Source organism: Yersinia canariae (assembly GCF_009831415.1).
GTDB lineage: Bacteria > Pseudomonadota > Gammaproteobacteria > Enterobacterales > Enterobacteriaceae > Yersinia > Yersinia canariae.
This window is the reverse complement of sequence record NZ_CP043727.1, coordinates 463,079-483,234: the sequence shown is the minus strand read 5'-3', so window position 1 is coordinate 483,234 and position 20,156 is coordinate 463,079. Positions and strand designations below refer to the sequence as shown.

Below are 20,156 nucleotides of genomic sequence, written 5' to 3'. Positions count from 1 at the left end.
TCATTCGGTAGCCCTGTAAGGCACGCATGCTCCTCTGGACAGCGTGCCTTTTTACTTTCTGGCAAACACAATTTTTTAACTTTCTATTTGCAATAAAAACAAATAGTTTCCAATTAAAAACAAGGAGTAAACACTATGATAGCCGTAGAATTAGTCATCGTTCTGCTGGCCATTTTTTTAGGGGCCAGGTTAGGCGGTATCGGTATCGGATTTGCGGGTGGTATTGGTGTTTTGGTATTGGCGATCATTGGCGTCAAACCAGGCAGCATTCCCTTTGACGTTATTTCAATCATCATGGCTGTTATCGCCGCAATCTCTGCAATGCAAGTGGCGGGCGGTATGGATTATCTGGTACAGCAAACTGAAAAATTGCTGCGTAAGAACCCAAAACACATCACCATCCTTGCTCCGCTGGTCACCTATTTTCTGACCATCTTTGCCGGGACAGGTAACATTTCGCTATCAGCCCTGCCGGTGATTGCTGAAGTGGCGAAAGAACAAGGCATCAAACCTTGCCGCCCGCTGTCAACCGCAGTCGTCTCCGCACAGATTGCTATCACCGCATCACCTATTTCTGCGGCAGTCGTTTATATGTCTTCAGTAATGGAAGGTCATGGCGTCAGCTACTTACATTTATTGATGATAGTCATCCCATCCACCCTGCTGGCGGTGTTTGTGATGTCACTGATTGTATCTTGGTGTTTTAACTCCAAATTGTCTGATGACCCAATCTATCTGAAACGTTTGGAAGAAGGTTTGGTAACGCTACGTGGCGACACAGTAAAAGTTATTAAACCACGCGCTAAAACCTCCGTATTGCTGTTCCTGGCGGGCGTATTGTGTGTTGTGGCGTATGCCATTATCAACAGCCCAAGTGTCGGTCTGGTGGCAACACCGCTGATGAACACCACTAACGCCATCCTGATAATCATGCTGAGTGTGGCAACCATCACCACCATGGTTTGTTCGGTTGATACCGATTCAATCCTGAACTCCAGCACATTCAAAGCAGGTATGAGTGCTTGTATTTGTATCCTGGGTGTCGCCTGGTTGGGTGATACTTTTGTACAACACAACCTGGAATGGATTAAAGAAACCGCGGGTAGCTTGATTCAAGCTCACTCATGGCTGCTGGCCGTTATCTTCTTCTTCTGTTCCGCACTGCTTTACTCTCAGGCCGCAACTGCCAAGGCATTGATGCCAATGGCAATGGCGCTGAACGTTTCACCACTGGCGGCAATTGCTTCTTTCGCTGCGGTTTCTGGTCTGTTCATTTTGCCTACCTACCCAACACTGGTAGCCGCAGTACAAATGGATGACACCGGCACCACTCGCATTGGTCGCTTTGTGTTCAACCATCCGTTCTTCATCCCAGGGACTATCGGGGTAGCACTGGCCGTTTGTTTCGGCTTCGTGATGGGCGGTCTGGTTCTGTAATCTATCATCTGTAAATGGGGCGCGCGATGCGCCCCACTCTCATTTGCGAGCTTCATCGCATCTATTCCACTGTGATATAAATCATCTTCTGACCTCCCCCAACTTCAGGGTATAGTACGTTTTATAAGCCGATGACTTCACTCATTGCGTTATCTCGCAACTTCCCACGCCACCATAGAACAGCACTACCAATGAGGTTAAGATGTCTGATTGTGATGCAATTGTGGTATTGTGCACCGCCCCTGATGAAGCCAGCGCACAGGATTTAGCCGCGCAGGTACTCGGGGAGAAATTGGCCGCCTGTGCGACTTTGTTGCCGGGCGCGACCTCGATTTACTACTGGGAAGGCAAGCTCCAGCAAGAGTATGAAGTCCAACTTTTGTTCAAGAGCAATACCGCTCATCAGCAAGCGCTTCTTAGCTATATCAAACAACATCACCCCTACCAGACACCGGAATTGCTGGTGCTGCCGGTACGGGACGGAGATAAAGATTACCTGTCATGGCTCAACGCTTCATTACTCTGATACTGCTGCTGTGCAGCGTTTTACTCGCGCCGCACAGTGCGCAAGCCTCGCTGTTTGGTGACAATGCCGCATTTGGCCAAAAAAGTAGCCAGAGCCGGTTTATTCCGGTCGATCAAGCGTTTGCTTTTGATTTTCGCCAACAAGGTGACCAGCTCACCCTGAACTGGCAGATTCATCCTGACTATTATCTGTACCGCCAGCAAATCAAAATTGTGCCTAAAAATGCGGCTCTCGGGGCATTTAGCCTCCCGGAGGGCATTGCCCACCATGATGAGTTCTACGGCGAAGTTTCGATTTTCAAGCAACAGTTAACACTGAAAATCCCTATTACACAGGCCGGTGAGCAGGCGAGTGTCAGTGTGACTTATCAAGGGTGCGCCGAGGCCGGTTTCTGTTATCCGCCGGAAACCCGTGTGATTCCGCTCTCCGCTGTGACCGCCGCGTCATCCGTTGCGGCTGATGCAAAGGCTGCTGTTTCTCCGGTGGCCAATAATGCGGCCCCAGAGCCGGCTGAGCTGCCCTTCTCCCCCCTGTGGGCGCTACTTATTGGGATTGGCATCGCCTTCACACCTTGTGTATTGCCGATGTACCCCCTGATTTCTGCCATTATCCTCGGGCGTGAGAAACCTCACAGTCAGCGGCGGATATTGCTATTGGCGGTCGTGTATGTGCAGGGGATGGCGCTGACTTATACCTTACTCGGCCTGGTGGTTGCGGCGGCGGGGTTACAATTTCAAGCCGCGTTACAGCATCCCTATGTATTGATTGGGTTATCGGTGCTGTTCGTGCTGCTGGCGCTATCTATGTTTGGCCTCTATTCGTTGCAATTACCGTCGTCACTGCAAACCCGGCTGGTGCAATGGAGCAGCAGTCAGCGCGGGGGTTCGCTGGCCGGTGTCTTTGCCATGGGCGCACTGGCTGGTCTCATTTGCTCGCCCTGTACGACTGCGCCGCTCAGCGCCATTTTGCTGTATATCGCCCAAAGCGGGAATATGTTGGCCGGTGGAGGAACGCTGTATTTATATGCCTTAGGGATGGGGATTCCTCTGGTCATTGTGACGTTGTTTGGCAATAAGCTGCTCCCGCGCAGTGGCCCGTGGATGCAATATGTCAAAGAGGCTTTCGGCTTCGTCATTCTGGCTCTGCCGGTGTTCTTGCTGGAAAGGGTTCTGGGAGATGTCTGGGGCTTACGTTTATGGGGCCTGTTGGCGATAGCCTTCTTCGGCTGGGCATTTGTATTAAGTCTGAAAGCCCACTCCGGTTGGGCGCGAGTTTGCCAGTTATTGCTGCTGGCCGCCTTGTTGGTTGCCGCCCGCCCACTGCAAGACTGGGTTTTCAGTAGCAACACACAACAGAATGAAATTAAGCACTTAGCCTTTAAACACGTTGCCGATTTACCCCAGTTACAGGCAGCATTAGCGCAAGCAAAAGGCCAGCCGGTGATGCTGGACTTATATGCCGACTGGTGTGTAGCCTGCAAAGAGTTTGAGAAATATACCTTTAGTGATGAAAAAGTTCAGCGCCAGTTAGCGAATACGGTGTTGCTCCAGGCTGACGTGACGGCGAACAGCGCAGAGCATGCGGCGCTGTTGAAACAGCTAAATGTACTGGGCTTGCCAACCATCCTGTTTTTCGATGCGCAGGGCAATGAGATTAGCGGGGCTAGAGTGACCGGTTTTATGAATGCCAGCCAATTTTTGCAACATCTGCAAAGTCAGGTGCGGTAAACCACGACAGTGGCCTACCGCCGTGGGCTAGACAGCCGCGGCATCTGATAGCCGTTTTTTCAGTTGGTTATATTGCTGTTCAACATATTGCTCTGCCGCACTTTGATCACCAATAGCGTCCACTTTGACCGCGCAGTGTTTGAATTCCGGTGTTTTTGACACCGGATCAACATGATCCACCGTCAATTCGTTACACGCGCCAATCCACCACTGATAAGTCATATACACCGCGCCACAATTAGCCCGCTCGGTAACACTGGCACGAACAATCACTTTGCCACGCCGTGAGGAAATCCAAACTAGCGCCTGATCGACGACGCCAAGTTGACTGGCATCTTCTGGATGAATCTGCACATAACCCGGCTCATCCGCCAGAATTTTCAGTGTGGCGCAATTACCGGTCATTGAGCGGCAACTGTAGTGCCCGACTTCACGCACCGTGCAAAGTGCCAGCGGATAATCGCGGTCAGTTTGCTCATGCGGCGGTTGCCACGGCGCACAACTCAAAACACCTTTGCCATCTTCAGTGGCGAATTGGTTGCCGGTGTACAAATAGGGTGTTCCGGGGTGGTCTTCACTCGGACAAGGCCATTGCACATATCCCAGCCCCGCCATTTTCGCGTAAGTTGCACCAAAGAATGGCGGACACAAACCCCGCATTTCATCCCAAATCTGCTGGGTATTCTGGTAGGCCATAGGGTAGCCCATCGCCGTGGATATCAGACTGATAATTTCCCAATCTGGCTTCACATCACCTTTTGGCTCAATGGCCTTATTGAAATGCTGGAAGCCGCGATCTGCACTGGTATAAACGCCTTCATGCTCGCCCCATGATGTGGCGGGCAAGATGACATCCGCCAGTTCAGCGGTTTTGGTCATAAAGATATCCTGCACCACCACCAGCTCCAGTGCGGCAAAAGCGGCGCGCATGGCGGCCAAGTCCGGCTCGGTCTGGATAGGGTCTTCGCCAAACACGTAATAAGCTTTGAGTTTGCCTTGCGCCACTTTGTGCGGAACATCAGTAATTGAGTAACCCACATGTGCCGGTAGTTCAGTGACGCCCCAAGCCGCGGCAAAACGGCCTCGGGCCGCCTCGTCCGTGACCTTCTCATAGCCGGGGAAAGTATTGGGCAAGACCCCCATATCACAAGCGCCCTGCACATTATTCTGCCCGCGCACCGGCCCGACACCCACATTAGGCCGCCCGAGATTGCCAGTTAATAACGCCAGCGAAGACAGCCCTTTCACCACATCCACCGCCTGCCCCCATTGGGTGACGCCCATGCCCCACAAAATAGTGGCGGCTGGGGCGGCAGCATAAGTGCGCATCGCCAGACGGACAGCTTGCGCAGGTAGGCCGGTAATATGCTCGACATCCTCTGGGCGGTAATCGGCAATTCCCGCTTTCAGTTCATCAAAGCCACGGGTATGGGCGCGGACATAATTATCGTCGTAGAGTTTTTCTTCAATTAACACATAAATAAAGGCATTCACCAGCGCCATATTGGCACCGTTTTTCAATGGCAACCATTGATCTGCAATACGCGCCGTCTCAATATGCCGAGGATCGCAGACGATCAACTTGGCACCTTTATTCTTGGCCTTCAGAATACGGCGCGCCACGATAGGATGAGAGTCGGCGGCGTTATAGCCGAACACCAAAATACAATCGGTATTCTCAATTTCGCCAATGGAATTACTCATCGCGCCATTGCCCAGAGTTTGCTGTAAACCGGCGACTGAAGGGCCGTGACACAAGCGGGCGCAGCAGTCGATATTGTTGGTGCCGATGGCGGCACGAGCAAACTTTTGCATCACATAATTGGCCTCATTACCCGGCCCGCGTGATGAACCGGTCATCATGATGGCATCCGGCCCGTGGCGCTTTTTGATAGCTTTAAGTTTGGTTGTAATGAATGCAATGGCCTCTTGCCAGCTTACGCGTTCAAATGTACCGCCGCGCTGGCGGCGCAGTAATGGGCTGGTTAACCGAGGGGTTAGCAGGCGAGTGTCATTAAGAAAATCCCAGCCATAGTAACCTTTCAGGCACAACTCCCCCTGATTAGTGACGCCATTCGCCGGCTGTGCGCCGACAATTTCACCGCCCTCAACCAATAGATTTAATTTGCATCCGGAACCGCAATAAGGGCAGACCGTGAGGATTTTTTCCATTTTTTATCCTTATGACCGCGGGCGTTATCGGGCGATACCTGATGCAGCGCCACGAGCGGCCCGCAATTGTCGGTCCCGCTGGAGATTTTCTAACGCCCGTGGCGTCACCAATTTCAATGCTTTCGTCGGGCAGACCTCAATACAGGCCGGGCCAGTTTCACGGGAATGGCATAAGTCACATTTATGCGCTTGCGCACTCACGGTCGCGTTTTGATTAATCTGCTCAATCATATTCATCGCACCAAACGGGCATACCAACATGCAGGTTTTACAGCCAATACAACGTGATGCCAGCACTTGCACCCCATGGTCGCCGGTGACAATTGCACCATTGGGGCAAGAATTCTCACATGGCGCATCCTCACATTGATGGCAGAGAATGGGGGTACTGACGGCAAAACTTTTCATCACACTCAGGCGCGGGTGAAACTGATCAGGTGTGATGGCGCTGGCCTTATTCTCAGCGCTGTGTGCCACCACACAGGCAATTTCACAAGTGCGGCAGCCAATACATTGGGTCATATCGGCGATAACAAATCGGTTCATCTTTTCTCCTCGCCGCTGGGGTTATAAGACATTGAGATAATAAGCAATGCTCTCGGCCGCTTTGCGCCCCTCGGCGATGGCCGTGACAATCAAATCAGCCCCGCGCACGATGTCCCCCCGGCAAAGATTTTAGGATTACTGGTTTGATACGGATAACCGGAAATCGTCGGGGCAACCACCCGCCCCTGCTTATCCAGTACCACATTATGTTCCGCCAACCACGACATCCGATGCGGGCTAAAACCAAATGCCATGATAACTGCATCAGCCGGAATAATGTGTTCGGAACCGGCAATAGGCCGCGCCTGCCGCCGCCCTTGGGTATCGGCCTGCCCCATTTCGGTACGCACCATTTTGATGCCAGTCACCAGCCCTTGCTCATCCACCTCAATTTGTTGCGGCTGAAGATTGAACATAAACTCCGCGCCTTCTTCGCGGGCATTTTTGACCTCACGTTTGGAGCCAGGCATGTTCTTTTCATCACGGCGATAGGCACAAACCACACTGCTGGCCCCCTGACGTAATGAGGTGCGCACGCAATCCATGGCGGTATCTCCACCGCCCAATACCACTACCCGCTGATTTTCCATGCTGACATAAGGGTGAGCAGCGCTGGCGGGATAGCCCATCAAGTGCTGGGTATTACCAATCAAGAATGGCAAAGCATCATAAACACCGGTCGCATCCTCATTTTCCAGCCCGGAGCGCATCGAACGGTATGTCCCCACCCCCAAGAAAAGTGCATCAAACTCGCCGAGCAGATTTTCCATGGTGATATCACGGCCAATTTCAGTATTTAGGCAAAACTCAACACCCATCTCGCTAAAGATTTCTCGCCGACGCGCCATGACACCTTTTTCTAGTTTGAAAGCCGGAATACCGAAGGTCAGCAAACCACCGATTTCAGGATAGCGATCAAAGACAACTGGCGTGATGCCGTTGCGGACCAAAATATCCGCGCAGCCCAAGCCTGCCGGGCCAGCACCAATAATGGCAACCCGCTTTCCGCTAGGGTTAACTTGTGACATATCAGGCCGCCAGCCAGTCGCCAATGCGGTTTCTGTAATATGCCGTTCAATCTGGCCAATGGTGACCGCGCCATCGTGGTCATTTAAAGTACAAGCTTGTTCACATAAGCGGTCTTGCGGGCAAACTCGGCCGCAAATTTCTGGCAAGCTACTGGTTTGATGAGACAATTCGGCAGCTTCATGAATACGACCTTGATAGGCCAATGAAATCCATTGCGGAATGGCGTTATGCAGTGGGCACGTCCACTGACAAATAGTCTTGTCGCCGCAATTCAAGCAACGTTCAGCTTGTTCATAAATTTGGCCTTCGGTGAAAGGCAAATAGATTTCAGCAAAGCTTGTTTTGCGCTCCGCCAGTGGGATTTTTTTCGCTTCCAACCGCGGAGTGCGTGGCCGCAATAACAGATTGATGGGGGCCGTATCGCGGATATTTTTGCGCGCTGGACTGAAAGAGTGGGTCACGCCCGCAGAAGTGGCACAGCTAAACAAGCGGCCATTATGCTCATTCAATGCAGTACGCTGGCGCTTTTGTCGTTGTTGATTCAGTAGGTAATTTTGATCAACCAAAGTCAGAGCTTGAGTGGGACAAACACTGATACAGGCTGGGCCATCAGGTTGATCAAGACACAGGTCGCATTTCTGGGCTTCGGTACGTTGATAAACATCGGCCAGGCGGTGACTGGCGGGTTGCACGGTTTCAGTCACGACGGTCATCATGCCAAACGGGCAGGCAATCATGCAGGTTTTGCAGCCAATACATTTTTCCTGAATAACCTGAATACTGTTATTCATTTCAACAATAGCGCCATTCGGACAGGTACTTGCGCAAGGAGCATCTTCACAATGATGGCAAAAAACAGCTGTGGCGCCCTGATTATCTCTAAAGACTTTCACCCGTGGAGTGAAATAATCCGGTTTATCCGGGAATTTGCCTTCATGATGCGCAACAACACAAGCGACTTCACAGCTCCGACAACCAATACAGCTTTCGGTGTCAGCCACAATAAATGAATTCATTATATTTCTTCCCAGAAGTCATACCCTTTCGGATAAATAATTCTTATTTACAACAATAATTTACAACTCAAACAAGTAATTAACCTTATAAATATAGTGGCTATAATATTGTATTATTACAATTAATTTTTAATGCAAAAGAATTGTGCTATTGCAGATATTTCAGGGGGGAAAAATAGGCAGATGTACGAAGCAGAATAATAAATTGCGGGGAGAATCGATTAAGCACAGGGAATTATTCCAATTAACTCTCATAATAAAGAGAATTAATTTTTGTGCGGATAATGCACTCTAGAAAAAATAGATTATTTCTATTCCTGTTCGCCTAATTGTAAAGCGACATACAGTAACAAGCGGTCATCGAAATTCGCCAAATCCAGCCCGGTCAATTCCGAAATACGATTAAGTCGATATTCCAATGTATTACGGTGGATAAACAGCGCTTTCGCCGTCGCCGTGGGTTGCACATTATTGCGAAACCAGCAGGCCAATGTACGACGCAGTAAGCCATTGCTGTCCATGGCCCGCAATTTAGCTAATGGCAAAGCCAGCTCATTGGCTTGCCAACCACCGCGCAAACTGTCAAGCAAGACGGGCAAAACCAAATCCTGATAATAGTAACTGCGCTGCTCTGGCATCCGTTGTTTACCAACGGCCATGGTGGTGCGGGCGGTGCGGTATGAGCGGGCAATACTGCCGGGGCCAGTAAAGAAATTCCCCAATGAGAGGCGCACTCGCAAGCGGCCACGTTCTGTCATACGCGAAAGCAGTGATTCCATCCGACGCCGATGATCAACCGCATCCCAACGGCCATGGCTGTTGAGTGCCGGTTTCAGCACCACCATTTCGGTGAGGGAGACAATCGCAATCAAGTTGTTGCGCTCTGGGGTGGTCAACAGGGTTTGCAACTCTTGTAATTCTGACATGGCGCTGTCGACACTCAGTTGGCCGCTGTCCACATCCACCACCGCTACCACCCGGGGTTCATTGATATCAACTCCGAGGCGCTGCGCCCATTCAATCAGTGCCGGTGATATCTCTTCAGTTCGGATCAAGTTCAAAACCAGCTCTTCGCGCAAGCGGCTATCCTGCGCCAACAGGTGCACCAGCCGCGCCTGCTCCATCATCATTTCGGCTGCCATGCATACCAGCTCGCCATATTGGCGCAATTGCCCGGGGTTCCCGGTCAGGCCAATCACGCCAACGATTTCACCCTCAAGGCGCAATGGCAGATTGATACCGGGCTTCACGCCGTGCAATTGGCGGGCAACCGCATCGTCAATGTCAACAATACGGCCATGGGACAACGCCAGCAGCGCACCCTCATGCAGCTCGCCAAGGCGCTCCTCATCACCGCTACCAATGATCCGCCCCTTGCCATCCATTACATTAATATTGGTGTCAATAATCTTCATGGTACGGATGACGATATCCTGAGCAAGCCGGGGATCAAGATTATATACACTCATGAGGAAGGCCTTGGTTTAAAATATGATGATGATTTACCGAGATATTATGACCCAGTAGCAGCCATACCTATTGCTAACGTGGCGGCGATATTGCGCGCCGTTCTGAACACATTATCTGCCGCATTATCCAGCGCCTGCTCCAAAGTGCATATACTGTAAATCACACTGAAAATTGCATCCAAACCATGCTCATAGACCACATCCACGTCGTCACTCAAGCTACCGGCAATTCCAATCACCGGCTTGTTATAACGCTTAGCCACTCTGGCGACACCAATGGGTACTTTACCGTGAATAGTTTGACTATCAATCCGCCCTTCACCCGTAATCACAAAAGTTGCATCGCGGACTAAAGCATCCAACCCCAATGCATCAGTTACAATATCAATACCTGGGCTGAGAGTCGCTCCGCAAAAAGCCAGCAACGCCGCACCTAACCCCCCGGCAGCTCCCGCGCCCTCTACGTGATCAACATCAATATCAAGATGATGCTTAATAACACGAGCATAATGCAGCAGCCCCTCATCCAGTTGGGTCACCATGGCCGGTGTTGCACCTTTTTGTCGACCGAAAACCGCAGAAGCCCCTTCACGACCCGTTAATGGATTGGTGACATCACAGGCCACATCGATTTGGCACTGCTTAATACGTGAGTCGAGCCCTGCAATATCAATCGTAGCCAGTTGAGCCAGCATACCGCCGCCAAAACCAATCTGCTTTCCTTGCTTATCCAGCAGTTTGACGCCCAGAGCTTGTACCATGCCCGCCCCACCATCATTAGTCGCACTGCCACCGATGCCGATAATGATATGTTTCACTCCCTGATCAAGCGCATTACAAATCAATTCGCCCGTACCATAAGAGGTGGTGTTTAACGGATTGCGCAATTGTGGCGGGACAAGTTCTAGCCCACTGGCAGCAGCCATCTCAATAAATGCACACTTTTCATCACCAGAAATTCCGTAAAAGGCATCAACTTCTTCACCTAACGGGCCGGTCACATTAACCTTAATAATTCTGCCTGACGTAGCCGCAACCATGGCTTCCACCGTGCCTTCGCCGCCATCTGCAACCGGCAACTTGATATATTGCGCATCAGGAAACTGGGTGCGAAAACCCGCTTCAATCTGCACGGCAACATCCAGCGCGGATAAACTTTCTTTATAAGAATCCGGAGCGATGACTATTTTCATAAATAATTCAATCTCATGAGCTATCCGCTGCTACACAAAGTTTGTCTAGCACTGATTAACGCGTCACTTCAATTTTAGCCAACTTCTCGTAATAACAGGCCAATGCGCTGTGGTCTGCTGTTCCCAGCCCATCCGCTTTCAGCGCCTGCATCATCTCCATGACTGCGGCGGTCAATGGCAATTGAGCGCCCACACCGTGCGAGGTCTCTAAGGCATTAGCCAAGTCTTTGATATGCAAGTTAATGCGGAAGCCCGGTTTGAAGTTGCGATCCATCACCATCGGGGCTTTGGCCTCCAGCACCGCACTGCCTGCCAGACCACCACGAATCGCCTGGAATACTAAATCCGGATTCACGCCCGCTTTCGTGGCCAGCACCAATGCTTCAGACATCGCGGCAATATTCAGCGCCACGACCACCTGATTCGCCAACTTTGTCACATTACCCGCCCCAATCTCACCGGTATGCACGACTGAGCCGCCCATTGCTTTCATCACATCAAAACACTGGTCGAAGACGGTTTTATCACCGCCGACCATGACAGATAATGTGCCATCAATCGCTTTAGGTTCACCACCACTGACGGGCGCATCCAACATGGCGATGTGTTTAGCGGCCAGCGCCTCGCTGATTTCGCGGCTAACCAACGGCGCAATCGAACTCATATCAATGAGCACCGAGCCTGGTTTCGCGCCTTCAATTACACCATTTTCACCTAATACCACTTCTTTCACATGCGGTGAATTAGGCAACATAGTAATGATAATATCGCACTCGGCTGCCAGCGCTTTGGGTGTCGACGCCTGATTAGCACCAGCACTGAGCAGCTCATCCAATACTGCCGCATTCCGATCAAGGACTGTTAATGAGTAACCCGCTTTTAGCAGATTTTTACTCATGGGTTTTCCCATAATCCCTAAACCAATAAAGCCGATTTTCATTTGTCTCTCCTCGAATAGGCCGGAAGGCCGTTAATACGGCAGCGCTAAATAGGTAAAATAAACTGCTTATTATTTCTTAAATTTGTCACACAGTGCTTGGGTGGCATTGCGAAAGACGCCCAAATCACTGCCAACAGCCACAAATGTTGCGCCCCATTCCAGATAACGGCGGGCATCCGCCTCAACCGGCGCCAGAATACCGCTCGGCTTACCCTGTGCTTTGGCGCGATCAAAAATATGGCGAATGACTTTTTGTACTTCAGGATGGTTTGGTTGACCGAGATAACCGAGTGCAGCAGAAAGATCGCCCGGCCCAACAAAAATACCGTCAACACCCTCAACAGCGGCGATAGCATCCAGATTGTCGACCCCTTGCTGGCTTTCAATCTGCACCAATACAGTAATATTGTCGTTAATAGTGGCGAAGTAATCCGGCACCGTACCGTAGTTGTTACTGCGATGAGACACCGAAACGCCCCGGATACCAGCGGGCGGATAACGGGTGGAAGCAACTGCCCGGATAGCCTCTTCTTCACTTTCGACAAAAGGGATCAGAAAGTTGTAGAAACCAATATCCAATAACCGCTTGATAATGACCGGCTCGTTACACGGCGCGCGCGCAACTACAGCGCTGTGGCTGCCTTTCAACGCCATTAACTGTGGGATAAACGTCGTGACATCATTCGGGGCATGTTCACCATCTAAAACCAACCAGTCAAAACCAGCCAACCCGAGCACCTCAGCTGAGATATGATTGGCCAGCGCACTCCAGCAGCCAATCAGCGTTTGCCCTTGTTGTAGATTGCGGCGGAACTGATTAGGATAATTTTGGAGACTCATTTTTAATCCTTATGATAGAACGCCCAATGCGAACGAAAGCTCGATGCAGGACGTTATGCAATTCACGATAAGCATTATAGAAACCGCGTTCCAATAAACCATCGGGCAAAAGAACAGGAATAATAAGTTATTCATCAACAGTTATAGGCGGATGCACAATAAAATGCGTGCTACCTCACAGAGTACGGGCCTGTCATACATGGCTTTACTCATTGAGCACGGAGAAATAAGCAAGACCGTAATGGCAAAGAGTTCATAAGATCTCATCACAGTAGTGATAAGGTATAGAGTCCATTGGCAGAAAGTGACGATACCAACCGAGACCTATTAATCTATGCTCGGAGTTGTCGCTAAATAATCCCGTGGCTCAAAACACGAAGGGTATCGGCCGTGGAAAACCATACTTGCCAGTTAAGAAGTCGGAGGAGAGCAACGTGCAACGTGAACAAGTTTTAAGCAGCGCGCTCAATCTGTTAGAGCAGAAAGGGCTGGCAAATACCACGCTGGAGATGCTGGCAAAAGAAGTCTCAGCCGAGGTCAGTGATCTGACCCGATTTTGGCCGGGCCGCGAGGCGTTACTGTATGATTGCCTGCGTTACCATGGTCAGCAGATCGATACCTGGCGGCGTCAATTACAGCTGGACGAGACATTATCGCCGAAACAAAAGCTACTGGCGCGCTACCAAACACTCAGTGAACAAGTGCAAAACCAGCGCTATCCCGGTTGCCTGTTTATTGCGGCGTGTAGCTTTTATCCTGATGATGAACACCCTATCCACCAATTGGCTGAACAGCAAAAAGAGGCCTCGCTGCACTATACGCTGGAGTTGTTGAGAGAAATGGAGGCCGATGATGCCGAGATGGTCGCTCAGCAAATGGAGTTGATTTTAGAAGGCTGCCTGAGCAAATTGCTAGTGAAACGCCAACTCGTCGACGTTGAAGTTGCCAAATGCTTGGCTGAGGATGTATTGGAAGTTGCTCAATGCCGAAAAAATGGTGCGCTGAGTTAAGCTGTACCGGACTGAATTTCAGGCCAATTTGTGAAGACTTTTCGTTTTTTGCCTGAAAAGAGAGCAATCAATACAGTTTTAGTCGTTTTACGCTATAAATTCGTTGACGATCAGCGGCCAATACGGTTTAATGCGCCCCGTTGCCCGGATAGCTCAGTCGGTAGAGCAGGGGATTGAAAATCCCCGTGTCCTTGGTTCGATTCCGAGTCCGGGCACCATCATTCAGAAGCGCCTGTTAATCTTTCAGGATGAAAAAATGACAGGTACGAAATGGGTCAGAACACGCAATAACCGAAGGTGTGGTTGGAAGGTTTCACCCAGTGATACCATTACCCGGTTGTTGTAAAAAGGCTCTCGATAATCCCGCCTATGTCACTAGGCGGGGTTTTTCGCGTACAATTTTTACAGTTTCCGTATGCGAATGTCAAATTGTGTCAAGGTGATACTCTCATTTAGTACCTCACCCATTCCCCCACTCCTGCTCCAGAAGTTCACGCAAAGCATCAATATCCTCATCAATGTACTCCAACGTAGACCGTAAGCTGGAGTGTCCCAACAGACGTTTGACGGCCTGAATATTGCGATCGGGGGACTTCATCAGATTGGTCGCTACCGTATGCCGAAAACGATGGGGGCTGACAGCAAACCGGCACTCCTTGGAAATACGCCGAAAGAAGGCCCTTATAGGGTAAATCCCCATATTCACGTCATGACTTCCTTGTACAAACCGTGCTTTCCGTCTCAGGTCAAAACGGTTCACATTGAAAAGCTGATCGCTTAATTCCGCGCCTGCCGCTAATGAACGCTCCAGAATGACTTCTAATCGCGGATATAAAATAGACGTTATCGGAACCTTAAATTCACGATGATTTTTTGAACCCTCAGAAATCACATCGATCCAGCGCTCCTCCAGATTGACATCACACAACCGTACATGCAGAAGTTGGTTTTGACGCATTCCGGTATGGCTTAGCGTATCCAGTACAGCCAGCCAAAACCAGGCTGGATGACAGGCATTGGCCCGTGCGCTCATGGCATAAGATTGCGCAAAAAGTCGCTCCTGTTGATAGTGTTGATCCATCAATCGGTACACTGTATTCACCTGCCCCTTTGAAAGCGTTTTTTTCTTCTTTTTCCCAACCCGAACAACCGCCTTATTAAAGGGATTTTCCTTATGGGGTAATATCCCCTTCTTCATGCCAAAATTAAATAATGCCCGCATATGTGTGACTTTATTGTTCCAGGTACAAGCCTCCAGTTTCAGTTCTTTAAGAACATGCCTACGCCATTCAAGTACCAATGTATTGTTGACATCACTAGGCAATTGCTGTGCGTACTTCTGAAAAGTTCGAACAACTTTCCGATAACTCCACTCCGTCGCTGGCCGAATGGAATTACTGAAAAAATACTGCTCCATCAACTGTTCAAACGTCACATTCATCATGCCATAACTCCCTATTTCCTAAGGTTTTATCATCACCAATGGGCTATCCCCTGGAATGCTATGGTCTTTATACAGTTTCTTGGCAACGATAAGATAACCGGTCATTTTCTGGAATCGCCCTTCCTTGGCCTTATCTTGATAGACATGGCAGGTATACATCACGCCTTTATCCTGTCTATGTCTCCCTAATCGCTCGAATGCACTTTGTAAGCTAGTTTTAGCTTCGGAGTTTTCGCAACTTTCTGATAAAAACTGGTGAAAGATGTTAGGAGTACGAATAAAGACATAACCTGCAATAATATATATCCTTGCATCGGCAGTATTTACTGCAAAAGTCCCTGAGCAACATCCTTCACTCAACCATTGCCAAAAACGTTCTCCAATCCCCATTGAATCTGAAGAATCGATGTCTTCCTTTAATACAGTCTCCGTTTGCATCGATATTACCTGCACATCCTGCGTCAAATTAATGGGTGCAGAAAACCCCATGACAGCCAACAAATCCCCCGTAGTATCTTCTTCAGGAAAAGCTGACTCGACAGCTTCAATATCAGGCACCGCGCTGCCGAGAGAGAGAGAAAACCCTTCAGATATAGAACTCTCACCGGGCAGGGAAGAAGAAATCAGCACCGGGGAAGATGCTGAATGAAGAGAGTAATTCTCTAATGGCATTATCGCTTCAAGTACAACCGGTGGGATTGATGCCGAAATAGCAGTGGCAATTTCAGGTACCTCTTTTTCTTTTCCTATTGATGTAGAGATAGCTTCGGAAGCAATTGTATTGATTATTCCTGATTCGTTTCGAAAACCCGTCAGATACAGCGACAACGTTTTCAGAACCTCTGGCCAGGTACTCAACCAGAGCAAGGCTTCATCAGGAATGACTTTCCAGGCCAACATCGCGCCCAGGCTCTGGGCCTGTGTCGCATCAACAACAGGCTTGAAACGAAAACGGTAGGGTTCACTCGGCATAGCATTGAGCGGCATCCAGCGTTGCCCACTTTCCAACTCAACTTCAATCTGACAAAGCCTGTCAAGCGATTGCAGCATAGCTGCGTAAACAATCACCGCATTCCAAGCTGCGCTTTGTGAGGCCTGATCTTCCGGTTGTGCGCCGATCGGCAGCAGGTGGTTTTTTGATAGACGGGCAGCATACGCCACAGTTTCAAGCAGATGATCCACCATCCCCCCCAGATAAGCATGATGCCCACTCTCCGTGGCAGGAAACTGCTGCATCAGAGTGACGCAGTGCTCAAGCGGTCGTAGGTAATAATGCAGATACAGGTCTTTTGGCAGTGACGAGTAATCCCACAACGTTTGCAACCATTGACGGCGTTGTGGCGAAGCCAAAAGCTTGGCAGCTTGTTCAGGTTCATGATAGCCATCAGGAACACTAGCGGCAGAGATAGAAACTTTCTCCTCCCTTTTTCCGATCGACGTAGGTAGAAGTTTAAGAAGTGATTTCAACATGGCTCATTTCCAATAAGGTTTGTTTAGCAACAGCCGCAGCTAACTGACGAAACACCACTTTTAGGATGAGGTAACTCCCTACAAAAACCTCTTTTATCAACATAGTCAAAGCCTTACCATAATTAAATCCTACCATTCTATGGGAACGCTTTTTCTCAGCAACAAAGAACCATAACGCATGTTTAAAAAGTTATTTACCTTCACCCTTTGCCATGGCTATAGTCAATCAGTCCTTATTTACAAGCCTCACAAGGCATAACAGAACCTTCCCTCTAGAGGCTAAAAAACAAAAAAGCCCCGGTGACGGGGCAATAATGTCAATAAGGATGTGTTTTTATTGTGGGTTACTCGGGGGAAACGCTTACTCAGTTAGATTGCATCATACCGCGATGCTTTTCAGCCTGTTCTTTATGCGCACTTGACTGAGCATTTTTCACCGTTTCATGGGCGATGGCGGCTTTTTCATGCTCATCCATCTGCGAGAATGACTTGGCATTTTTGCGTTCAGCATCAGTAACGCCCTGCTCTCCCATCATTTTCTTGTGCGTCTCAGCCATTTTTTTATGGGCGTCAGAATTGCTGTTGTTCACGGTTTCATGTGCCACAACCGCTTTCTGGTGCTCATCCATGTCCATCATTTTTGTGCCAACACCCTCCACCGCAGATTTCGGTGCAGATGATATCATCTGATGTACTGGCGCCTGGGCATTATTAACCCGATCATGTACGTTCACGGTTTCTGCAGCCCAGGTTGAGGAAACAAAGGTCATGGCAAAAGCAGTGGCAATTAAAATTTTGTTCATGGTGTGTTCTCCGTTTTCACATCATAAGTGTTCAAATCGTCTGAAACATCCTTTCACAAGAGTATCTTTGAGATGTTCCGGTTTGTAGTAAATGGTCACAACGTAATCCCGTTAATATCAGGATCTCGCTGAGCCTGTCTAAGTTAATAGTGATTATAAGGGAGCGGTTCTGTTGGACTCGTGACAGAATGATGACAAATGTGTAATGTAAGGTTTTTTATTTAAATACGATTAAAAACAGATGGTTAAGAAATTTTCTTGATAGCTTTCAGTCGGATATGCATGATTTACCCTAGGACTGGTTATGTGACAGGCATATTTATTATTTAAAATATACCCGTCCTTATCATGCGACGAACCGGGGAAAAGAGAGAGTGAAACGGGTTGAAACCGCATCGGAGGCAACGCTAATTCTACCTTGATGTACTGTCACTATGGATTTCACGATAGCCAGACCGATACCACTTCCCTCACTTTTTCTTTGTCTCGAGGGATCAACACGATAAAAACGGTCAAACAATCGTGGAAGGTGCTCTTGAGAAATGGGCACGCCAGGATTTTCAACGATAAGATCAACCCATTCATCCCGTTCGTTCACACGAACGGTGACCGCCATGCCCCTGGAGGTATAACGAATGGCATTCGATAAAAGGTTATTGATAACCCGACGCAACATGAGTGGATCCCCTCCAATTAGGGCTGGACTCCCCTCAAACTCGAGACTCACTTCCTGTTCCTCAGCCCAGGCTTCAAAAAACTCGAATACCTTCATCGTTTCTGACCTGAGATCTATCATTGATCGTTCAGGAATGAGTTGGTTATTGTCTGCCTGAGCCAGAAACAGCATGTCACTGACCATCTTGGCCATACGATTATATTCTTCAAGATTAGAGTAAAGCACATCCTCCAGTTCTTTATCCGGTCGACGCTGGCTTAATACAATTTCTGTCTGAGTAACAAGATTGGTAATGGGAGTCCTAATCTCATGTGCAATATCTGCAGAGAAATTAGCCTGCCGGGTAAAAACATCCTCGATACGTTCAATCATATGATTGAAGGAAATAACCAGTTGCTCCAGTTCAATAGGAACCCGATCAGGCTCAAGTCTGACATCCAGATTCTCAGACGTAATATTTTTAATTTTCAGGCTGACATTTCTTAATGGTTGATGCCCTTTATGAACCGCAAACAAAACAATAAAAATAATCATCAAACTGATGACGGAGGCGATCATGACAAGATTGTTTTTGAGCTCATCAATATAATGCAGATGAAAATCAATGGAGAGTGCTATCAGCAACGTGTAAGGATTGACGCCCTCAGTCGTCCTCACTGAGGACGCAATAAGGCGGTACGTTGTATGCCTCATTTCGCTATCAGCGTGATCTGCGTTACTTTTCTTCTCTTTTGACCAGAGAAATACTTCACCAGAGCCAAGGTACTGCGAAAAATCCGGCGAGGATGATACAGGGAGAAGATCTGGACCATCCGGCGAACGATAGAGTACCTGGTTATTTCCGTTGCTGAGTAATACCGATATATTCCGGTAACTTTGCAATACGGTGCTGAGTCGTTCGACTTTCTGTCGTTCCGAACCATCAGGATTTTTAAGTATATTTTCCAAGGTCATACTGACTTGTTTCAGATCATTGACATCCTGCTCCGCAAAATGCTTCTCCACCGAATGCAGCATGATCCACGTAAATGCTACAAATGCGATGGTCGTCGAAAGACTGATAAAAAAGGTGAGACGGGTAGCAAGAGAAAAAGGACGGTGATGGCAATTAATCCTCATCGGGCACCTCAAGCACATAGCCTACTCCGCGTACCGTCTGAATCAATTTGGGTTCGAAATCGTTATCAATTTTTGCCCGTAACCGCTTAACAGCAACATCTATGGCATTCGTATCACTGTCAAAGTTCATATCCCAAACTTGTGAAGCGATCAGTGAACGCGGGAGTACCTCGCCCTGGTGACGAATGAAGAATTCAAGGAGTGTGAATTCCTTACTGGTCAGCGTGATCCGGGTTCCCTTGCGGTTTACTTTTCTCGACACCAGATCAAGGGTTAAATCTGCCACTTGGAACTGGCTTTCCACTATGACAGCAGCGCCCCGGCGTAACAGCGTTCTGACACGGGCCAAAAGTTCAGCGAAGGCAAAGGGTTTGACCAGATAATCATCAGCGCCGAGCTCGAGGCCTTTGACACGATGCTCTATTGTACCGAGTGCAGTCAGGAGCAAAATAGGCATTCCTTTATTTGCAGCCCGCAACATTTTCACGATATCCCAGCCATTCACATCAGGTAGCATGATATCAAGAACAATCAGGTCGTAATCGGCTGTCATGGCCAGGTGATACCCGGTCATGCCATTATTTGCCAGGTCAACAACAAAGCCAGCCTCAGTCAGCCCCTTGCTAAGATATTCACCTGTTTTAACCTCATCTTCGACGATCAATATTTTCACGCGCCCTCCGGAACATCGATATGGAGTTGTCATTCTAGTGGGCAAAAGGGCGATATCAACGAATTA

16 protein-coding genes, 1 tRNA gene and 1 pseudogene are annotated in these 20,156 nt (G+C 49.0%); 5 read left to right on the top strand and 13 right to left on the bottom strand.

Features of this window, described 5'->3' with window-relative positions:
• Nucleotides 1-135: 135 nt before the first annotated feature.
• The 3 genes from F0T03_RS02275 (at nucleotide 136) to F0T03_RS02265 (ending at nucleotide 3,690) form a co-directional block, all read left to right on the top strand.
• Nucleotides 136-1,437 (top strand): anaerobic C4-dicarboxylate transporter, encoded by a 1,302-nt coding sequence (locus F0T03_RS02275; RefSeq protein ID WP_050110967.1) that lies wholly within the window; start codon nucleotides 136-138, stop codon nucleotides 1,435-1,437.
• Between the two features lie 202 nt (nucleotides 1,438-1,639).
• Nucleotides 1,640-1,963, top strand: coding sequence for a divalent cation tolerance protein CutA (cutA, locus tag F0T03_RS02270; protein ID WP_032910396.1), 324 nt, complete (start codon nucleotides 1,640-1,642; stop codon nucleotides 1,961-1,963).
• The gene (locus F0T03_RS02265) at nucleotides 1,939-3,690 is read left to right on the top strand and encodes a protein-disulfide reductase DsbD (RefSeq protein WP_159677143.1); all 1,752 of its coding nucleotides are present in this window, start codon (nucleotides 1,939-1,941) and stop codon (nucleotides 3,688-3,690) included. The genes cutA and F0T03_RS02265 overlap by 25 nt, the downstream gene beginning before the upstream one ends.
• 27 nt (nucleotides 3,691-3,717) lie before the next feature.
• On the opposite strand, the gene fdhF is transcribed toward F0T03_RS02265, so the two are convergent.
• The 7 genes and pseudogenes from fdhF to garL form a co-directional block, all read right to left on the bottom strand.
• Entirely contained in the window at nucleotides 3,718-5,862 is a 2,145-nt protein-coding gene (gene fdhF, locus F0T03_RS02260; RefSeq protein ID WP_159677142.1) for a formate dehydrogenase subunit alpha, read from the bottom strand.
• Between the two features lie 24 nt (nucleotides 5,863-5,886).
• Nucleotides 5,887-6,408 (bottom strand): 4Fe-4S dicluster domain-containing protein, encoded by a 522-nt coding sequence (locus F0T03_RS02255; RefSeq protein WP_145556468.1) that lies wholly within the window; start codon nucleotides 6,406-6,408, stop codon nucleotides 5,887-5,889.
• 21 nt (nucleotides 6,409-6,429) lie between these two features.
• A pseudogene (gene aegA, locus F0T03_RS02250) lies at nucleotides 6,430-8,453 on the bottom strand (formate-dependent uric acid utilization protein AegA).
• Nucleotides 8,454-8,764: 311 nt separating this feature from the next.
• Nucleotides 8,765-9,922 (bottom strand): CdaR family transcriptional regulator, encoded by a 1,158-nt coding sequence (locus F0T03_RS02245; protein WP_145556466.1) that lies wholly within the window; start codon nucleotides 9,920-9,922, stop codon nucleotides 8,765-8,767.
• 44 nt (nucleotides 9,923-9,966) lie between these two features.
• On the bottom strand, nucleotides 9,967-11,115 hold the full coding sequence (locus F0T03_RS02240) for a glycerate kinase (protein ID WP_145556465.1): 1,149 nt from the start codon (nucleotides 11,113-11,115) through the stop codon (nucleotides 9,967-9,969).
• Nucleotides 11,116-11,170: 55 nt separating this feature from the next.
• The gene (garR, locus tag F0T03_RS02235) at nucleotides 11,171-12,055 is read right to left on the bottom strand and encodes a 2-hydroxy-3-oxopropionate reductase (RefSeq protein WP_159677141.1); all 885 of its coding nucleotides are present in this window, start codon (nucleotides 12,053-12,055) and stop codon (nucleotides 11,171-11,173) included.
• A 69-nt stretch (nucleotides 12,056-12,124) separates the two neighbouring features.
• Nucleotides 12,125-12,895, bottom strand: a complete 771-nt coding sequence (gene garL, locus F0T03_RS02230; RefSeq protein ID WP_159677140.1) for a 2-dehydro-3-deoxyglucarate aldolase — start codon at nucleotides 12,893-12,895, stop codon at nucleotides 12,125-12,127.
• Nucleotides 12,896-13,329: 434 nt separating this feature from the next.
• On the opposite strand from garL, the gene F0T03_RS02225 reads away from it, so the two are divergent.
• Both F0T03_RS02225 and F0T03_RS02220 read left to right on the top strand, forming a co-directional pair.
• Nucleotides 13,330-13,905 (top strand): transcriptional regulator, encoded by a 576-nt coding sequence (locus F0T03_RS02225; RefSeq protein ID WP_159677139.1) that lies wholly within the window; start codon nucleotides 13,330-13,332, stop codon nucleotides 13,903-13,905.
• A 142-nt stretch (nucleotides 13,906-14,047) separates the two neighbouring features.
• A tRNA-Phe gene (locus F0T03_RS02220) sits at nucleotides 14,048-14,123 on the top strand.
• Nucleotides 14,124-14,365: 242 nt separating this feature from the next.
• Here the strand turns inward: F0T03_RS02220 and F0T03_RS02215 are convergent.
• The 6 genes from F0T03_RS02215 to F0T03_RS02195 form a co-directional block, all read right to left on the bottom strand.
• Nucleotides 14,366-15,349, bottom strand: coding sequence for a tyrosine-type recombinase/integrase (locus F0T03_RS02215; RefSeq protein WP_050073080.1), 984 nt, complete (start codon nucleotides 15,347-15,349; stop codon nucleotides 14,366-14,368).
• Nucleotides 15,350-15,367: 18 nt separating this feature from the next.
• Nucleotides 15,368-16,819: a TraI domain-containing protein gene (locus F0T03_RS02210; protein WP_080364170.1), complete on the bottom strand. Its 1,452-nt coding sequence runs from the start codon at nucleotides 16,817-16,819 to the stop codon at nucleotides 15,368-15,370.
• Nucleotides 16,800-16,922, bottom strand: a complete 123-nt coding sequence (locus F0T03_RS21780; protein ID WP_268989730.1) for a hypothetical protein — start codon at nucleotides 16,920-16,922, stop codon at nucleotides 16,800-16,802. Before F0T03_RS21780 ends, F0T03_RS02210 begins: the two co-directional genes overlap by 20 nt.
• Before the next feature lie 262 nt (nucleotides 16,923-17,184).
• Entirely contained in the window at nucleotides 17,185-17,622 is a 438-nt protein-coding gene (locus F0T03_RS02205; RefSeq protein WP_050073082.1) for a hypothetical protein, read from the bottom strand.
• Between the two features lie 346 nt (nucleotides 17,623-17,968).
• Nucleotides 17,969-19,417 (bottom strand): Cu(+)/Ag(+) sensor histidine kinase, encoded by a 1,449-nt coding sequence (locus F0T03_RS02200; RefSeq protein ID WP_050073083.1) that lies wholly within the window; start codon nucleotides 19,415-19,417, stop codon nucleotides 17,969-17,971.
• Complete coding sequence (locus F0T03_RS02195) at nucleotides 19,407-20,090, bottom strand: copper/silver response regulator transcription factor (RefSeq protein WP_046051763.1); 684 nt, start codon at nucleotides 20,088-20,090, stop codon at nucleotides 19,407-19,409. The genes F0T03_RS02200 and F0T03_RS02195 overlap by 11 nt, the downstream gene beginning before the upstream one ends.
• Nucleotides 20,091-20,156: the final 66 nt, after the last annotated feature.

Bases quoted from the DNA above. Each gene is read 5' to 3' on its own strand.
- F0T03_RS02240 (WP_145556465.1), bottom strand. From the start codon at position 11,115: ATGAAAATAGTCATCGCTCCGGATTCTTATAAAGAAAGTTTATCCGCG.
- F0T03_RS21780 (WP_268989730.1), bottom strand. From the start codon at position 16,922: ATGTTGATAAAAGAGGTTTTTGTAGGGAGTTACCTCATCCTAAAAGTG.
- F0T03_RS02275 (WP_050110967.1), top strand. From the start codon at position 136: ATGATAGCCGTAGAATTAGTCATCGTTCTGCTGGCCATTTTTTTAGGG.
- garR (WP_159677141.1), bottom strand. From the start codon at position 12,055: ATGAAAATCGGCTTTATTGGTTTAGGGATTATGGGAAAACCCATGAGT.
- cutA (WP_032910396.1), top strand. From the start codon at position 1,640: ATGTCTGATTGTGATGCAATTGTGGTATTGTGCACCGCCCCTGATGAA.
- F0T03_RS02245 (WP_145556466.1), bottom strand. From the start codon at position 9,922: ATGAGTGTATATAATCTTGATCCCCGGCTTGCTCAGGATATCGTCATC.
- fdhF (WP_159677142.1), bottom strand. From the start codon at position 5,862: ATGGAAAAAATCCTCACGGTCTGCCCTTATTGCGGTTCCGGATGCAAA.
- F0T03_RS02215 (WP_050073080.1), bottom strand. From the start codon at position 15,349: ATGATGAATGTGACGTTTGAACAGTTGATGGAGCAGTATTTTTTCAGT.
- F0T03_RS02255 (WP_145556468.1), bottom strand. From the start codon at position 6,408: ATGAACCGATTTGTTATCGCCGATATGACCCAATGTATTGGCTGCCGC.
- F0T03_RS02210 (WP_080364170.1), bottom strand. From the start codon at position 16,819: ATGTTGAAATCACTTCTTAAACTTCTACCTACGTCGATCGGAAAAAGG.
- F0T03_RS02205 (WP_050073082.1), bottom strand. From the start codon at position 17,622: ATGAACAAAATTTTAATTGCCACTGCTTTTGCCATGACCTTTGTTTCC.
- F0T03_RS02200 (WP_050073083.1), bottom strand. From the start codon at position 19,417: ATGAGGATTAATTGCCATCACCGTCCTTTTTCTCTTGCTACCCGTCTC.
- garL (WP_159677140.1), bottom strand. From the start codon at position 12,895: ATGAGTCTCCAAAATTATCCTAATCAGTTCCGCCGCAATCTACAACAA.
- F0T03_RS02265 (WP_159677143.1), top strand. From the start codon at position 1,939: ATGGCTCAACGCTTCATTACTCTGATACTGCTGCTGTGCAGCGTTTTA.